We start from the raw sequence: 15,290 nt of genomic DNA on the forward strand, positions 1-15,290 counted from the left end.
CACTCATGACCGTCGAACCCACGCCCGCCTCCGCCACGCCCGAGGGCGGTCACCTGCTGGAGCTGCGGGACCTGCACGTCGAGTTCCGCACCAACGAGGGTGTGGCCCGGGTGATCAACGGCGTGTCGTACCACCTGGACGCCGGGGAGACCCTCGCCGTGCTCGGTGAGTCCGGCTCCGGCAAGTCGGTCACCGCTCAAGCGATCATGGGCATCCTGGACTCGCCGCCCGCGTTCGTCCGCTCCGGCCAGATCCTCTACCAGGGTCAGGACCTGCTCACCCGCTCCGAGGAGCAGCGTCGGCAGGTACGCGGCAAAGAGATCGCGATGATCTTCCAGGACGCGCTGTCCGCCCTCAACCCGGTGTTCCCCGTCGGCTGGCAGATCGGTGAGACGTTGCGCCAGCGCGCCGGGATGTCCCGGGGTGACGCCCGCCGTCGCGCGATCGAGCTGATGGACCTGGTCAAGATCCCCGGGGCCGCCAAGCGGGTCGGTGACTACCCGCACCAGTTCTCCGGCGGCATGCGGCAGCGCGTCATGATCGCGATGGCGTTGGCGCTGGACCCGAAGGTGCTCATCGCCGACGAGCCGACCACCGCGCTCGACGTCACCGTGCAGGCCCAGATCATGGACCTGCTCGCCGACCTGCGCCGGGACCTCAACATGGCGATGATCCTGATCACCCACGACCTGGGCGTGGTCGCCGGCGTCGCGGACCGGATCGCGGTCATGTACGCGGGCCGGATCGTCGAGCACGCCGACGTCCGCTCGCTCTACAAGGCGCCGGCCCACCCGTACACCAAGGGGTTGTTGGAATCGATCCCCCGCCTGGACGTCCGCGGCCAGGAACTGTCGACGATCAAGGGGTTGCCCCCGAACCTGATGCGCATCCCCTCCGGATGCCCCTTCCACCCCCGGTGCCCGTACGCACAGCAGGTCTGCGTGGACGTGGTGCCGCACGACCTGGTCCTCGGCGACGGCCGAACCAGCGCTTGCCACTTCGCGCAGGAGGTCCGTGATGACAGCGCCCGCTAGCTCCGCCAAGGTCCGGGGCGAGACGATCCTCTCCGTCGACAACCTGGTGAAGCACTTCCCGATCAGTCAGGGTGTGCTGTTCCAACGGCAGATCGGCGCCGTCAAGGCCGTCGACGGCGTGAGCTTCGAGCTGCGCCGGGGCGAGACGCTGGGCGTGGTCGGCGAGTCCGGGTGCGGCAAGTCCACCCTCGCCCGACTGCTCATGCGGCTGGAGACGCCCACCTCCGGAAGCGCCACCCTGGAGGGCAGGGACCTGTTCAAGGCCTCCGGGTCCGAACTGCGCCGGCTACGCCGGAACATGCAGATGGTCATGCAGGACCCGTACACGTCGTTGAACCCGCGGATGACGGTCGGCGACATCATCGGCGAGCCGTTCGAGATCCACCCGGACGCCGCGCCCAAGGGCAGCAAGGCCAAGCGGGTCCAGGAGCTGCTCGACCTGGTGGGGCTGAACCCGGAGCACATCAACCGGTACCCGCACCAGTTCTCCGGCGGTCAGCGGCAGCGCATCGGCATCGCCCGGGCGCTCGCGCTGCGGCCCGAGGTGATCGTCTGCGACGAGCCCGTCTCGGCGCTGGACGTCTCCATCCAGGCCCAGGTGATCAACCTGCTGGAGCAGCTCCAGGACGAGTTCGGGCTCTCGTACATCTTCATCGCCCACGACCTGTCCGTGGTGCGGCACATCGCCGACCGGGTCGCCGTCATGTACCTCGGGCGGATCGTCGAGATCGGCACCGAGGACGAGATCTACGAGCGGCCGACCCACCCGTACACCCAGGCCCTGCTCTCGGCCGTGCCGGTGCCGGACCCGGAGGTACGCGACCAGCGCAGCATGATCCGGCTGGTCGGCGACGTGCCGAGCCCGGCCGACCCGCCGAGCGGCTGCCACTTCCGGACCCGCTGCTGGAAGGCCCAGGAGATCTGCGCGATCGAGGACCCGCAGACCGTCCCGAGAGCGGCAGACCCCCACCCCTCCGCCTGCCACTTCGCCGAACTCCGCTCCCCCACCACAGCCTGACCCCGCCCCCGCCCTTCCGCCCGCCCGCCCCCGCCCTTCCGCCCGCCCTCGTCGATCATGAAGTTGCGGTGGGCGAACCCTCCGCCGGCGCCCCTTTTGCGGGGCACCACAACTCCATGATCGACGCGGGCAGGGCGGGGCAGGGCGGGGCGGGGCGGGGTGGGGCGGGGCGGGGTGGGGCGGGGTGGGGTGGGTCAGTGGAAGAAGTGGCGGGTCTTCGTCAGGTACATCGTTACGTTGGCCTTCTTCGCCGCTTCGATTACCTCTTCGTCGCGGATGGAGCCGCCGGGCTGGACGATGGCGCGGACGCCCGCGTCGATGAGGATCTGCGGGCCGTCGGCGAACGGGAAGAACGCGTCCGAGGCGGCCACCGAGCCACGGGCCCGGTCGGCGCCGGCGCGGCTGACCGCGAGCTGCGCCGAGTCGACGCGGTTGACCTGACCCATGCCCACCCCGACGGTCGCGCCGTCCTTGGCGAGCAGGATCGCGTTGCTCTTCACCGCGCGGACCGCCCGCCAGGCGAACGCCAGGTCGCGCAGCAGCTCCTCGTCGGCGGGCTCACCGGTCGCCAACTGCCAGCTCGCCGGGTCGTCGCCGGGGGCGTCCACCCGGTCGGCGGCCTGGGTCAACACGCCGCCGGTCACCGACCGCCACTCGACGGCAGCCGGAGTCCACGCGGGCGCGCGCAGCAGCCGGATGTTCTTCTTGCCCTGCAACACCTCGACCGCGCCCTCGTCGAAGCCGGGGGCGACCACCACCTCGGTGAAGATGTCCGCGACCTGCCGGGCCATCTCGACCGAGACCGGCCGGTTGACGGCGATGACACCGCCGAACGCCGACACCGGGTCGCAGGCGTGCGCCCGGCGGTGCGCCTCGGCCACGTCCACGCCCACCGCGATGCCGCACGGGTTGGCGTGCTTGATGATCGCCACGGCCGGCTGGTCGGCGAAGTCGTTCGCGGCCCGCCAGGCGGCGTCCGCGTCCACGTAGTTGTTGTACGACATCTCCTTGCCGTGCAACTGCTCGGCCTGAGCCAGCCCTGCCGGGGCGTCCGGGTCGACGTAGAGAGCGGCCGGCTGGTGCGGGTTCTCGCCGTACCGCAGCACCGTCGACTTGCGCAGCGCCGAACCGGCGAACGCCGGCCAGGTGTCGTCGGCGGGAGCCAGCTCACGGGCACACCACTGGGCGACCGCCACGTCGTACTCGGCGATGTCGGCGAACGCGCGGGCCGCGAGCGCGCGACGCTGGGCCAGCGTGAAGCCGCCCTCGTCGAGCGCGCCGAGCAGCGCCGGGTAGCCGGCCGGGTCGGTGAGCACGGCGACCGAGGCGTGGTTCTTGGCGGCGGCGCGCACCATGGCCGGGCCGCCGATGTCGATCTGCTCCACGCACTCCTCGACGCCGGCCCCGGAGGCGACGGTCGCCTGGAACGGATAGAGGTTGGAGACCAGCAGGTCGAACGCGGCCACCCCCAGCTCGTCGAGCTGGGCCACGTGGGTGTCCTTGCGCAGGTCGGCGAGCAGGCCCGCGTGCACCTTCGGGTGCAGGGTCTTCACCCGGCCGTCGAGCACCTCGGGGAACCCGGTCACCGTCTCCACCGGCGTCACCGGCACCCCGACGGCGGCGATGGTGCCCGCCGTGCTGCCGGTGGACACGATCTCCACACCGGCCGCGTGCAGGGCCTGGGCCAGCTCGACCAACCCGGTCTTGTCGTAGACGCTGACCAGCGCCCGCCGAATCGGGCGACGCCCGTCCTGAGTGGGACTCACGGAACCGTGACCTTCCTTCCGGTGATGGTCCAGCCTTCGCGGACCAGCCGACCGACCTGCTCGACGAGCTGGCGGCGCTCGGCTTCCTTGATGCGTTCGGTGAGGGTGTCCACGTCGTCGTCGTCCAGCACCGGCACTGCGACCTGCGCCACGATCGGCCCGGTGTCCATGCCGGCGTCGACGAAGAACAGCGTGGCCCCGGTGAGCTTCACGCCGTAGGCGAGAGCGTCGCGCGGGCCGTGGATGCCGGGAAACGCCGGCAGCAGGGTGTTGTGGGTGTTCAGGTAGCGGTCGCCGAAGGCGGCGAGGAAGTGCGGGCCGACCAGCTTGAGGAACCCGGCGGAGATGACCAGGTCCGGTTGGTGCTTGGCGACGTGCGCGGTGAGCGCCCGGTCCCAGTCTTCCCGGCTGTCGTGATCCGGGACCCGCTCGACGAACGTCGGCACCCCGGCGGCCTCGGCCCGGTCCAGGCCCGCGATGCCGTCGCGGTCCGCGCCGACCGCCACCACCTGGGCGCCGTACGCGGGATCGACCGCGGCGTCCAGCAGGGCCTGGAGGTTGCTCCCGGAGCCGGAGACGAGGACGACGATGCGGGCGACGGACGCGGGCTCGGTCACCGCAACACCCTATCGGGCAGGTCACGAACGACCTTCGACCGGGCGGCGCGCCGATTCTGTGCCGGTGCGGACGAGCATCGAACCGGTACGCTGCCGGTCGCTCGGGCTGGACACCGCGCCGGCCCGCACCCCTGTCAGTAATCCGGCACGGCGAGCGTGCCGATCGAATGAGGAGCACCCCCATGCACCCCGGCGCCCACCCCCAGCAGCAGCCGCCGATCAACAACAACATGACGATGTCGATCGTCGCCATTTTCCTGTTCTGGCCCCTGGCCATCCCGGCGATCATCAACGCGTCGAAGGTCAACCCGCTGCTGCAGCAGGGTGACTACGCCGGTGCCCAGGCCGCCGCCGCGGAGTCGCGGAAGTGGTCGAAGTGGGCCCTCATCGTGGGCATCGCGTGGCTTGTCATCGTGTTGCTGTGCTGTGCGTTGGGCGGCCTGGGCGCGATCATGAGTGGGAACAGCAGCACCAACTGACGGATCCAACCAAGGAGTTCTCTCGAATGCAGCCCGGTAATCCCGGTCAGGACCCGTACGGCCAGCAGCCGAACGACCCGTACGGCCAGCAGCCGAACGACCCGACCGCACCCCAGCCGCCGCACGACCCGTACGCCCCGCCGCCGGCCGCCCCGTACGGCCAGCAGCCCACCTCGGGCCAGCCGTACGGCCAGCCCGCTCCGGGGCAGCCCTACGGCCAGCCGCCGCAGGACCCGTACGGCGCGCCGCAGGCCCCGTACGGGCAGCAGCCGCAGGCGCCCTACGGCGCTCCGACGTACCCGAACGCCGGGTACCCGCAGGCCCAGGGGCAGAACAACACCCTCGGTCTGGTGTCGATGATCCTCGGCATCGCGTCGATCCCGCTGGTCTGCTGCGTCTTCCTGGGTATCCCGGTGGGCATCGCCGCCGTGGTGACCGGCTACCTCGCCAAGCAGAAGGTCGCCCAGGGCCAGGCCAGCAACGCGGGCCAGGCCAAGGCCGGTCTGATCTGCGGCGCGGTCGGCGTCGGCCTGGGCATCCTGCTGCTCCTGCTGAACGTCATCGGGAGCTTCAGCCTGCCGACCGAGCCCTGATCGGCAACCCTCTCGTCGGGGCGCTCCGGATCTCCTCCGGGGCGCCCCGCGGCGTTCCCACCCTCGATCCCCCACGCGTTGATCATGAAGTTATCGCCCCGCACCTCGGCGTGTCGTGACAACAACTTCCTGATCAGCCGAAGGGCGGGGGTGGTCAGGGGGTGGGGGGGGGGGTGCGGGCCAGTACGCGGGTGGCGGCGGCGCCGAGTAGCGCGCCTACCGCGACGACGCCGGCCGCCACGGCGCCGACCTGCCAGGCCACCGGCCCGAGCTGCGCCAGCCGCCCCGATCCGAGTGGTCCAGCGGAGGCCGCGGCGGCGACGCCGAGCAGCACGCCGGCCACCGGGCCGGCCAACGCGGCCGGCGCCAGCAACTCCGCCCACCGTCGCGGGGCGCGCTCCGGCCCGGCGACGCGGGCCAGCCGGCGGGCGAGCAGCCAGCCGGCGACCATCCCGGCCAGCACCGGCACCGCGAGCAGCAGGGCGCCGAGGCCGTCCACCGGGCCGCGCGGCAGGCCGGCGAGCAGGGGTACGGCCGGCAGCGCGCCGACGGACACCTCGCTGGTACGCACCGCCGTGTCGACGCCGACCGCGAAGCCCGGCCCGAGCAGATAGCTCGTCGACCAGACCGCCGCGTTCGGCGCGTACGCCATGCTGACCAGGGTGATCCCGGCCTGCCCGGCCACGCCGGTCCGGTACGCGCCGATCATGTCCGCCGCGTCGCCGCCACCGGTGGCCACGGCCAGGCCGGCCGCGCCGGCCCCCGCGCCGAGCAGCAGGAGCGCGGCCACCAGGCCGGTGCGGACGCCGTCGCGCAGCGGGCCGGGTATCCGGGCGACGAGCAGCCGGGTCACGGCGGTGATCCGGATCGCGCCGACCAGCGCGCCGAGCGTGCCGACCACCGCGAACGTGGCCGCCGCCCGCACCGGGGACACCTGTGGACCGTGCGCGCCGATCAGCACCGCGGCGAGAGCGCCGAGCAGGGCGTACGCCAGACCGACCGCTCCGGCCGCGATCAGCGCCCGGCGCGGTGAGCGGCTGTCGCGGGCGCCGATCGCGCGACTCACGTGCACGCCGGCCCGGGTGAGTCGCCACAGCGCGAGCACGGTCAGCGCCAGCGGGGCGAGCCCGAACGGGCCCGCCTCGGTGTGCAGCGGAACGCCGTGCCCCACCAGCCAACCGGCCAACGCGGTGCGCAGGGTGCCGCCCAGCGTGGTGGAGTCCGCGCCCAACTGGACCAGGCCGAGCACGATGGCCACCGGCAGGTACGAGGTGAGGGCGGCCCCGCCGGCGGCCACCCCGGCGGCGACGGGCAACGGCGCCCGTCCGCGCGGCGACCCACCGGCGCGGGGCGCGGGCACCCGTCGGCGCGGCGGGGCGCGGTCGACCGGCCGGTCGTCGGCGCGTACGCCGCCGGCACGGCTGGGACGGTCAGGGGTGACGGGGGACATCCGCTCTACTCTGGCACGTCGCGCGGGCTGTGGCAGTCCGTTAACGCGCCCTCAGGGGCGGCGAGTTGGGCGAACCGGGTTCCGGACGGCCCGCGCGGGTCTAGCCTCGGCCCAGAGGGGGGTGGCCGTCGCCGCCATCGGGTCTCATCCGCCGGTCGCGGCCCGGGTCCGCCCGCCGCCCAGGACCGACCGGAGGTAGTCGTGACGACCGCATACCCGCCGCCACCGCCGGCCCGGGGCCGGGACCGCACCACGCTCTGGGGCGTGCTGGGCATCGTCCTCGGCCTGATCTGTTGCGGCATCCTCGGCATCATCTTCGGTTACCTGTCACTGCGGGACGCGCGGCGTAACGGCCAGTCGCCGGTGCTCGGCTACCTCGCCATCGCGTTCGGCGTGATCAACATCATCGGCGGGTCGATCCTGCGTCTCACCGGCAACTACCCGTTCTGGAACAACGACTGAGCCGGCGGTACGACGAAGGGGCCGACCGGTTCCGGTCGACCCCTTCGCTGTTGCCCTGCCGGCTCAGTTGCCGGACATGATCTCCCGCATCAGCTTCGCGGTCTCGGTCGGCGTCTTGCCGACCTTCACCCCGACGGCCTCGAGCGCCGCCTGCTTCGCCTCGGCGGTGCCGGCCGAGCCGGAGATGATCGCGCCGGCGTGGCCCATGGTCTTGCCGGGGGGCGCGGTGAATCCGGCGATGTAGCCCACCACCGGCTTGGTGACGTTGGCCTTGATGAACTCGGCGGCCCGCTCCTCGGCGTCGCCGCCGATCTCACCGATCATCACGATGGCGTCGGTCTCCGGGTCGGCCTCGAACGCCTTGAGGGCGTCGATGTGCGTGGTGCCGATGATCGGGTCGCCACCGATGCCGACGCAGGTGGAGAAGCCGATGTCGCGCAGCTCGTACATCATCTGGTAGGTCAGCGTGCCGCTCTTGCTGACCAGGCCGATCCGGCCGGAGCCGGTGATGTCGGCCGGGATGATGCCGGCGTTGGACGCGCCCGGGGAGGCGATCCCCGGGCAGTTCGGCCCGATGATTCGGGTGCGCTCGCCCTGGGCGAGGTTGTACGCCCAGAACGCGGCGGTGTCGTGCACCGGCACGCCCTCGGTGATCACCACGGCCAGCGGAATCGCGGCGTCGATCGCCTCGACCACGGCGGCCTTGGTGAACTGCGGCGGCACGAAGATGACGGTGACGTCGGCACCGGTCTCGGCCATGGCGTCCGCCACGGACGCGAACACCGGCAGCTCGGTGCCGTCGAAGTCGACCTTCTGGCCCGCCTTGCGCGGGTTGACGCCGCCCACCACGTTGGTGCCGGCGGCGAGCATCCGCCGGGTGTGCTTGGAGCCCTCGGAGCCGGTCATCCCCTGGACGATGACCTTCGATTCCTTGGTCAGCCAGATAGCCATGATCAGACCCCCGCAGCTGCCAGCTCAGCGGCCCGCTCGGCCGCACCGTCCATGGTGTCCACCCGCTGCACGAGCGGGTTGTTCGCGCCGTCCAGGATCGCCCGGCCAGCCTCGGCGTTGTTGCCGTCGAGACGGACGACGAGCGGCTTGGTGACCTTCTCGCCACGCTGCTCGAGCAGGGCCAGCGCCTGGATGATGCCGTTGGCGACCTCGTCGCAGGCGGTGATGCCGCCGAAGACGTTGACGAAGACGCTCTTCACGGCCGGGTCGGAGAGCACGATCTCCAGCCCGTTCGCCATCACCGCGGCGCTCGCGCCACCGCCGATGTCGAGGAAGTTGGCCGGCTTGACGTTGCCGTGCCGCTCACCGGCGTACGCGACCACGTCGAGGGTCGACATGACCAGGCCCGCGCCGTTGCCGATGATGCCGACCTCGCCGTCGAGCTTGACGTAGTTGAGGTCCTTGGCCTTGGCGGCCTGCTCCAACGGGTCCACGCTGGCCTGGTCGACCAGGGCCTCGTGGTCCGGGTGCCGGAACGCGGCGTTCTCGTCCAGGGTGATCTTGGCGTCGAGCAGCAGCAGCCGCCCGTCGCCGTTCTTGGCGAGAGGGTTCACCTCGACCAGGGTGGCGTCCTCGGCGACGAACGCCTGCCACAGGCCGACGGCCACCTCGACGACCTGGTCGGCGACCTCGGCCGGGAAGCCGGCCGCGGTGACGATCTCCCGCGCCTTGGCCTCGTCGACACCGGTGTTGGCGTCGATCGGCGCCTTCACCACGCGGTCCGGGGTCTCGGCGGCGACCTGCTCGATGTCCATACCGCCGGCCACGCTGGCGATGCAGAGGAAGGTGCGGTTCGCCCGGTCGAGCAGGTACGAGAAGTAGTACTCCTCGGCCACGTCCGCCGTCACGGTGATCATGACCTTGTGGACGGTGTGACCCTTGATGTCCATGCCCAGGATGTCGGTGGCCCTGGCCACCGCCTCATCCGGGCCCTCGGCGAGCTTGACGCCACCGGCCTTGCCTCGGCCGCCGACCTTCACCTGCGCCTTGACGACCACTCGACCGCCGAGGCGTTCGGCGATCGCGCGGGCCTCTTCCGGGGTCGTGGCAACGCCGCCGGCCAGCACGGGCAAGCCGTGCCGCTCGAACAGGTCCCGCCCCTGGTACTCGTACAGGTCCACGATTGCGCGTCCCGTCCCGTCTCCGCGGCGCGCCGTCGCGCCGCCACCAGCGTTCAGAAAACAGTTTGACGCCTGTCATCAGTTGAAACAGGCCATTGGCCGCAGCCTAGCGAGGTGGGCACGGCCGGCAACCGAGCGGGTGCGCGGTGTGCCGTAATGCACAGAGGCGGTCGGGACACGACCCGTTCCGACCAGGCCAGGGTCGGTGTCAGCCGTCCGGGCGATGTTGGCCGGGGTGCGTAACCCGGCCGTGGGGTCGTCGTTGAGTCAGGTGTCGGAGCGCTGCACAGCGCGATGACGGGAGACGGCCGATGCCCTGTCGGTCGAGGGGTGGCGGCGGGGCATCGTGCATAGAGGGGCCGGACGTGTGAGGGGTGCGTCCGGCCCCTCCCCCGTGCCCGGATACCGCGCCGCCGCTCAGGAGACCGGCTGCGCCACGTTCTCGCGGACCCACTCGACGATCGCCTGGGTGGTGGCGCCCGGCGTGAAGATCTTCGCGACGCCCAGCTTCTCCAACTCCGGGATGTCGTCGTTCGGGATGATGCCGCCACCGAAGACGACGATGTCCCGCGCGTCGCGCTCGGTGAGCAACTCCAGCACCCGACGGAACAGCGTCATGTGCGCGCCGGAGAGCACGGAGAGTCCGACCGCGTCGGCGTCCTCCTGGATGGCCGTCTCCACGATCTGCTCGGGCGTCTGGTGCAGGCCGGTGTAGACGACCTCCATCCCGGCGTCCCGCAGGGCGCGGGCGACGACCTTCGCGCCGCGGTCGTGGCCGTCCAGACCTGGCTTCGCGACGACGACCCGAATTCGAGAGCTCATCAGCGCACACCTTTCACCGGCTCCACGGCCTTCACCTGAACGAACGGTAACCCGCCCGGCCGGGGCCGGGAAATCCGGGCTGGAAACACGTCCGTCATCCCGGCGACCACGGACGCGCCCGGCGGCAAGCGCCCTCGCCCGGCCGTGGCGTCAAGCCGGACGATTCCGCCGGATCGGTCACGCTCGGCGACGAACGGGTGGTTACGGGGGCACCGTTCGACGGCACGATGCATGACAATCACGGACGCAAACGGACAAGTCGACACGCCAATTCAGCGGTCTGGCTTGTGACTCGCCTGGTGGTTGGCTAACGTGTCCACGGTTGTCATCAGGTCCATGGACGGGTGACGACGCGGTCGGCAGACGTTCATCCGAGCTTCACGGACGTCCACCGGTCGCCTCGGAACCCCGACAACGGAGGGTGTGCGTGCGCCAGCGCCTGTCGTCTGAGCCCGATCGATATCGCGGCCGCCGCCGCGTACCCACCCCCCCGCGTAGCCGTTACGCGGCGGTCGTCACCACCGCGTTCGTCGGCGCGGGCATCGTCGCGCTGGGCGCGTCGGCCCTGCCGGACGCCAAGGACGTCAGCCCGTCGGTGCTCGACGAGCTCAAGCAGGCGTCGGTCACCAGCCAGGACGCCGCAGCCCGCGCGGACAACGCCGAGCGCGCCTCCCGGGACAGCCGCGGCAAGGAAGCGGCCGAGCCCGAGGTCTGGATGCTGCCGCTGCAGGGCTACGACTTCAACTCGCCGTACGGGATGCGGTGGGGCAAGCTGCACACCGGTGTCGACCTGGTCGTCCCCGAGGGCACGCCCTACGTGGCCGTCCACGACGGGCTGGTCACCAAGGCCGGCTGGTTCGGCGGCTACGGCTACGCCGTGATCGTGCAGCACGCCGACGGCAGCGAGGCCATCTACGGCCACTCCTCCGCGCTCAGCGTCAAGGAGGGCCAGCAGGTCAAGGCGGGCGACCAGCTCGGCCTGGTGGGCCAGACCGGTCACGCCTACGGCACCCACCTGCACCTCGAACTCCATGTCAAGGGCGCACCGATCGACCCCGTTCCGTACCTGCAGGAGCGCGGAGTGGACATCAAGCTGCAAGTCGAGGCAATCTACAGCGATGTAGCCGCGTCCTGACGCTGGGTACTGACCGTTGACCGCCCGGATCTGTCGATCCGGGCGGTTCTGCGTGCGCTGATGTTCCCTGGGTCACAGCGTCGACTGTGGCCCAGCACACGGGCCGCATGATCACTTATCCGGACGGAACGCCTCAGGACGCCGCATAACGGGCCGTCCCGGCTGCGGCCGGCGGGCCGGGCGTCCGGTCCCGGCCATCGCCCGACTCGGCCCGGCACCAGTATTTCGAGGTCAAGTGCCCCTCGACTGTGAAGGTCCGCCGTGCCGGAAGACAGCCCCGTCCAGAACGAGAACACCCCCGACACCACCGGTGAGCAGCCTCGGCGTGCCCGCCGGCGGAACCGCCTCATCGTGCTCGGCGCGGCCAGCCTGGTCGCCCTCGGCCTGGGCGGGGTCGCCGTCGCCACCACCGGACCCGACCGGCCCGCGCCCACCGCCGTCTCGCTCGACGCGCAGTCCCGGGCCGAGGCCGCCAGCCGGGCCGACCGTTCGGCCCGCGAGGCGAGCCCGCCCGCCTCCCCGTCGGCCAGCCCGACCACGAGCCCCTCGGCCGTCGCCGCCAGCCCGTTGCCCACGAAGACGGCCACCGCCAAGCCGAAGCCGAAGCCGAAGAAGACCACCAAGCCGACGGCCGCCTGGGTCGACCCGATGCCCGGGGCCGCGGTCACCTCCTGCTACGGCGAGCGCTGGGGCACCCTGCACGCCGGGATCGACCTGGCGCTGCCCTCGGGCACCCCCATCCGCGCCGCGGCGGCCGGCACTGTCACCCAGGCCGGCGACGCCGCCGACGGGTACGGGAACTCCGTCTTCATCGACCACGGCAACGGCTACCTGACCCACTACGCCCACCAGAGCCGCATCGCGGTCACCGTCGGCCAGAAGGTCAAAGCCGGCCAGGTGATCGGTTACGAGGGCGCCACCGGCGACGCCACCGGCCCACACCTGCACTTCGAGGTGCACCAGGGCATGTGGAACCAGATCGACCCGGCCCCGTTCATGCGCGCCCGAGGCGTGGACCTGGGCTGCTGACCCCGTACCTGCGCCGATCTTGCACTTTCTGTGGCGACAAAAAGGGCATGAGCCCCGATGTCGACGACCGAAAGTGCAAGATCGGCGCGGGTTAGAGCTTGTCGACCGGGGCGTGGCGCAGGACCAGCCACATGATCTGGTCGCCGAAGTCGATCTGCGCGCGGGCACCCGGGCCGTGGCCCTCGACGGCCAGCACCCGGCCCAGGCCGTAGCGCTGGTGGTTGACCCGGTCGCCGGCCGCCACCTTCGGCCCCTGCGGCAGCTCGCTGGCCGTGGTCAGGCGACTGCCGTCCACGCCGAGCCGCTGGGCGAGCTGAGCCGCCTTGGGCGTACCCCCGGTGAAGGTGCCGCGCCCGCCGGGCGCGCGGTCCGCGCGGCCACCGACGCCGCCGCCCCCGCCAGCCCACGAGGTGTACGACCCCTCGGTGCGCTCCCAGCGCACCAGCTCCGGCGGCAGCTCCTCCAGGAAGCGTGACGGGGGGTTGTAGGACGGCTGCCCCCACGCCGAACGGGTGACCGCACGGGACAGGTAGAGCCGCTGTCGGGCACGGGTGATCCCCACGTACGCCAGTCGGCGCTCCTCCTCCAACTCGCGGGTGTCGCCCAGCGAGCGCAGGTGCGGGAAGACGCCGTCCTCCAGGCCGGTCAGGAAGACCACCGGAAACTCGAGGCCCTTGGCGGTGTGCAACGTCATCAGGGTGACGACGCCCTGGTGGTCGGGGTCGTCGGAGGGGATCTGGTCGGCGTCGGCCACCAGCGCGACCTGCTCCAGGAACCCGGCCAGGGTGGCCCGCTCCCCGTCCTCGCCCAGGGCCTCGATCCGCTCGGTGTACTCCCGGGCGACGCTGACCAACTCCTGGAGGTTGTCCACCCGACCGGCGTCCTGCGGGTCGAGGCTCTCCTCCAGCTCGGTGAGGTAGCCCGAGCGGGTCAGCAGGGCCTCCAGCACCTCCTCCGGGGTGCCGGTCTCGGCCAGCTCCCGTGCGCCGTCGAGCAGCGCCACGAAGTCGGCGATGCCGTTGGCCGCCCGGGTGGAGATGCCGGGCGCCTCACGGGCCCGGCGCAGCGCCGCGCCGAACGAGATCCGGTCGCGGCTGGACAGCGCCTCGACGCACGCCTCCGCACGGTCGCCGATGCCCCGGCGTGGGGTGTTCAGCACCCGCCGCAGGCTCACGGTGTCGTCGTCGTTGACCACCGAGCGCAGGTACGCCAGCGCGTCGCGGACCTCCTTGCGCTCGTAGAAGCGCACCCCGCCGACCACCTTGTACGGCAGGCCGGCGCGGATGAACACCTCCTCGAAGACGCGGGACTGGGCGTTGGTGCGGTAGAAGACGGCGACGTCACCGGGGCGGGTCTCGTCGGCGTCGACGAGTCGGTCGATCTCCCGGCCCACCCAGTCGGCCTCGGAGTGCTCGGTGTCCGCCACGTACCCGACGATCCGCTCGCCGTCGCCGGCCTCGCTCCACAGCCGCTTCGGCTTGCGGGACGTGTTGCGGTCGATCACCGCGTTGGCCGCGTTGAGGATGGTCTGCGTGGAGCGGTAGTTCTGTTCCAGCAGGATCGTCCGCGCGTCGCTGAAGTCCCGCTCGAACTCCAGGATGTTGCGGATCGTCGCGCCCCGGAACGCGTAGATCGACTGGTCGGCGTCACCGACCACGCACAGCTCGGCCGGGTCCAGCCCGTCGGTGCCGGAGACCAGCTCCTTGATCAGGACGTACTGGGCGTGGTTGGTGTCCTGGTATTCGTCGACGAGCACGTGCCGGAACCGCCGCCGATAGCTCTCGGCCACGTGCGGGTGGGACTGGAGCAGGTGCACCGTCGTCATGATCAGGTCGTCGAAGTCCAGCGCGTGCGCCTCGCGCAGCCGGCGCTGGTAGAGCGTGTACGCCTCGGCGAGCGCCCGCTCGTTGGGCCCGCTGGCCCGCGCGGCGAACTGCTCCGGGTCGACCAGCTCGTTCTTGAGGTTGGAGACCTGGGCGGCCAGCCCACGCGCCGGGTAGCGCTTCGGGTCGAGATCCAACTCCCGGGTGACCAACTGCATCAGGCGGCGGGAGTCATCCGCGTCGTAGATCGAGAACGTCGATTTGAGGCCGGCGTGCTCGTGCTCGGCGCGCAGGATGCGGACGCACGCGGAGTGGAACGTCGACACCCACATCAGCCGGGCCCGGGGACCGACCAGCGCGGCGACGCGCTCCTTCATCTCGCCCGCCGCCTTGTTGGTGAACGTGATGGCGATGATCTCGCCGGGGTGGACGTCCCGTGCGGCGAGCAGGTAGGCGATCCGGTGGGTGAGCACCCGGGTCTTGCCGGAACCGGCGCCGGCCACGATCAGCAACGGGGAGCCGGCGTGGCTGACCGCGTCGCGCTGCGGCCCGTTCAACCCGTCGAGCAGTTGCCCCGGATCGAGGCGGGCGGCGGCCGGCCCGGGCCGGTGCGGACGGGCCGGCGCGGACTCCGGCGCGGGCGGGGACGCGGGGATGTCGAAGAGAGGATGCATCGCGCGCCAAGTCTATGCCGCCAGCCGGACACTTCCCGACCGGTGCGGGGCCCGTCCGCCAGCCGGGCCCTGCGTCACGAACCGCGTCGAATCCTTGCGCGCCGGCCATCCGCGTGGGCATACTCGACGGCGTGATCGGAGCGCGCTACTACTTTTACTACGGCACCGGGAGTCCGGCTGCCGTAGGTCGCGCCTGATCGATCAGACCTGCGAAAAGCCCCGGGCTCCTGGAGTCCGGGGCTTTTTCGTCCCGGGT

Annotated in this window: 14 protein-coding genes; 7 read left to right on the forward strand and 7 right to left on the reverse strand. The window is 71.7% G+C overall.

From position 1 onward, the window contains the following. The first annotated feature begins 5 nt into the window (after window positions 1-5). Window positions 6-1,034, forward strand: a complete 1,029-nt coding sequence (locus ACQP03_RS29835) for an ABC transporter ATP-binding protein (protein WP_433459254.1) — start codon at window positions 6-8, stop codon at window positions 1,032-1,034. Continuing rightward, window positions 1,018-2,052 (forward strand): ABC transporter ATP-binding protein, encoded by a 1,035-nt coding sequence (locus ACQP03_RS29840; protein ID WP_357126227.1) that lies wholly within the window; start codon window positions 1,018-1,020, stop codon window positions 2,050-2,052. Before ACQP03_RS29835 ends, ACQP03_RS29840 begins: the two co-directional genes overlap by 17 nt. Before the next feature lie 194 nt (window positions 2,053-2,246). Here the strand turns inward: ACQP03_RS29840 and purH are convergent, their stop codons facing one another. Together purH and purN are read right to left on the reverse strand one after the other, a co-directional pair. Continuing rightward, window positions 2,247-3,818 carry a bifunctional phosphoribosylaminoimidazolecarboxamide formyltransferase/IMP cyclohydrolase gene (gene purH / locus ACQP03_RS29845; protein ID WP_433459257.1) on the reverse strand — a complete coding sequence of 524 codons (1,572 nt, stop codon included), beginning with the start codon at window positions 3,816-3,818 and terminating at the stop codon, window positions 2,247-2,249. Next, window positions 3,815-4,435 carry a phosphoribosylglycinamide formyltransferase gene (gene purN / locus ACQP03_RS29850; RefSeq protein WP_355050659.1) on the reverse strand — a complete coding sequence of 207 codons (621 nt, stop codon included), beginning with the start codon at window positions 4,433-4,435 and terminating at the stop codon, window positions 3,815-3,817. Before purN ends, purH begins: the two co-directional genes overlap by 4 nt. A gap of 182 nt (window positions 4,436-4,617) precedes the next feature. Between purN and ACQP03_RS29855 the strand changes: the two genes are divergently transcribed. Together ACQP03_RS29855 and ACQP03_RS29860 are read left to right on the forward strand one after the other, a co-directional pair. Continuing rightward, a complete protein-coding gene (locus tag ACQP03_RS29855) occupies window positions 4,618-4,914 on the forward strand; it encodes a CD225/dispanin family protein (protein WP_363661426.1) in 297 nt (98 codons plus the stop codon). 26 nt (window positions 4,915-4,940) lie between these two features. After that, complete coding sequence (locus ACQP03_RS29860) at window positions 4,941-5,507, forward strand: DUF4190 domain-containing protein (protein WP_357126234.1); 567 nt, start codon at window positions 4,941-4,943, stop codon at window positions 5,505-5,507. A gap of 154 nt (window positions 5,508-5,661) precedes the next feature. Here ACQP03_RS29860 and ACQP03_RS29865 read toward each other — a convergent pair whose 3' ends face one another. After that, on the reverse strand, window positions 5,662-6,957 hold the full coding sequence (locus ACQP03_RS29865; RefSeq protein ID WP_433459260.1) for a cell division protein PerM: 1,296 nt from the start codon (window positions 6,955-6,957) through the stop codon (window positions 5,662-5,664). Between the two features lie 201 nt (window positions 6,958-7,158). Here ACQP03_RS29865 and ACQP03_RS29870 point away from each other — a divergent pair, with 201 nt between their 5' ends. Continuing rightward, a complete protein-coding gene (locus ACQP03_RS29870; RefSeq protein WP_357174470.1) occupies window positions 7,159-7,419 on the forward strand; it encodes a DUF4190 domain-containing protein in 261 nt (86 codons plus the stop codon). Window positions 7,420-7,482: 63 nt separating this feature from the next. Here the strand turns inward: ACQP03_RS29870 and sucD are convergent, their stop codons facing one another. The 3 genes from sucD to ACQP03_RS29885 form a co-directional block, all read right to left on the reverse strand. Then, entirely contained in the window at window positions 7,483-8,370 is an 888-nt protein-coding gene (sucD, locus tag ACQP03_RS29875; protein ID WP_357126243.1) for a succinate--CoA ligase subunit alpha, read from the reverse strand. Window positions 8,371-8,372: 2 nt separating this feature from the next. Next, window positions 8,373-9,551 (reverse strand): ADP-forming succinate--CoA ligase subunit beta, encoded by a 1,179-nt coding sequence (gene sucC / locus ACQP03_RS29880; protein ID WP_357126246.1) that lies wholly within the window; start codon window positions 9,549-9,551, stop codon window positions 8,373-8,375. Window positions 9,552-9,968: 417 nt separating this feature from the next. After that, complete coding sequence (locus ACQP03_RS29885; protein WP_357126249.1) at window positions 9,969-10,373, reverse strand: cobalamin B12-binding domain-containing protein; 405 nt, start codon at window positions 10,371-10,373, stop codon at window positions 9,969-9,971. Between the two features lie 427 nt (window positions 10,374-10,800). Here ACQP03_RS29885 and ACQP03_RS29890 point away from each other — a divergent pair, with 427 nt between their 5' ends. Then, entirely contained in the window at window positions 10,801-11,508 is a 708-nt protein-coding gene (locus tag ACQP03_RS29890) for a M23 family metallopeptidase (RefSeq protein WP_357126252.1), read from the forward strand. Between the two features lie 261 nt (window positions 11,509-11,769). Further along, window positions 11,770-12,537 carry a M23 family metallopeptidase gene (locus tag ACQP03_RS29895; protein WP_363661427.1) on the forward strand — a complete coding sequence of 256 codons (768 nt, stop codon included), beginning with the start codon at window positions 11,770-11,772 and terminating at the stop codon, window positions 12,535-12,537. A 91-nt stretch (window positions 12,538-12,628) separates the two neighbouring features. On the opposite strand, the gene pcrA is transcribed toward ACQP03_RS29895, so the two are convergent. Further along, the gene (pcrA, locus tag ACQP03_RS29900) at window positions 12,629-15,034 is read right to left on the reverse strand and encodes a DNA helicase PcrA (RefSeq protein WP_396832831.1); all 2,406 of its coding nucleotides are present in this window, start codon (window positions 15,032-15,034) and stop codon (window positions 12,629-12,631) included. Window positions 15,035-15,290 lie beyond the last annotated feature (256 nt).

It is taken from the genome of Micromonospora sp. CA-248212 (assembly GCF_050948405.1).
Taxonomy (GTDB): Bacteria; Actinomycetota; Actinomycetes; order Mycobacteriales; family Micromonosporaceae; genus Micromonospora.

Coding starts and splice junctions, on each gene's coding strand:
- ACQP03_RS29835 (WP_433459254.1), top strand. CDS start 6: ATGACCGTCGAACCCACGCCCGCCTCCGCCACGCCCGAGGGCGGTCAC.
- ACQP03_RS29885 (WP_357126249.1), bottom strand. CDS start 10,373: ATGAGCTCTCGAATTCGGGTCGTCGTCGCGAAGCCAGGTCTGGACGGC.
- ACQP03_RS29840 (WP_357126227.1), top strand. CDS start 1,018: ATGACAGCGCCCGCTAGCTCCGCCAAGGTCCGGGGCGAGACGATCCTC.
- sucD (WP_357126243.1), bottom strand. CDS start 8,370: ATGGCTATCTGGCTGACCAAGGAATCGAAGGTCATCGTCCAGGGGATG.
- ACQP03_RS29860 (WP_357126234.1), top strand. CDS start 4,941: ATGCAGCCCGGTAATCCCGGTCAGGACCCGTACGGCCAGCAGCCGAAC.
- ACQP03_RS29865 (WP_433459260.1), bottom strand. CDS start 6,957: ATGTCCCCCGTCACCCCTGACCGTCCCAGCCGTGCCGGCGGCGTACGC.
- ACQP03_RS29855 (WP_363661426.1), top strand. CDS start 4,618: ATGCACCCCGGCGCCCACCCCCAGCAGCAGCCGCCGATCAACAACAAC.
- pcrA (WP_396832831.1), bottom strand. CDS start 15,034: ATGCATCCTCTCTTCGACATCCCCGCGTCCCCGCCCGCGCCGGAGTCC.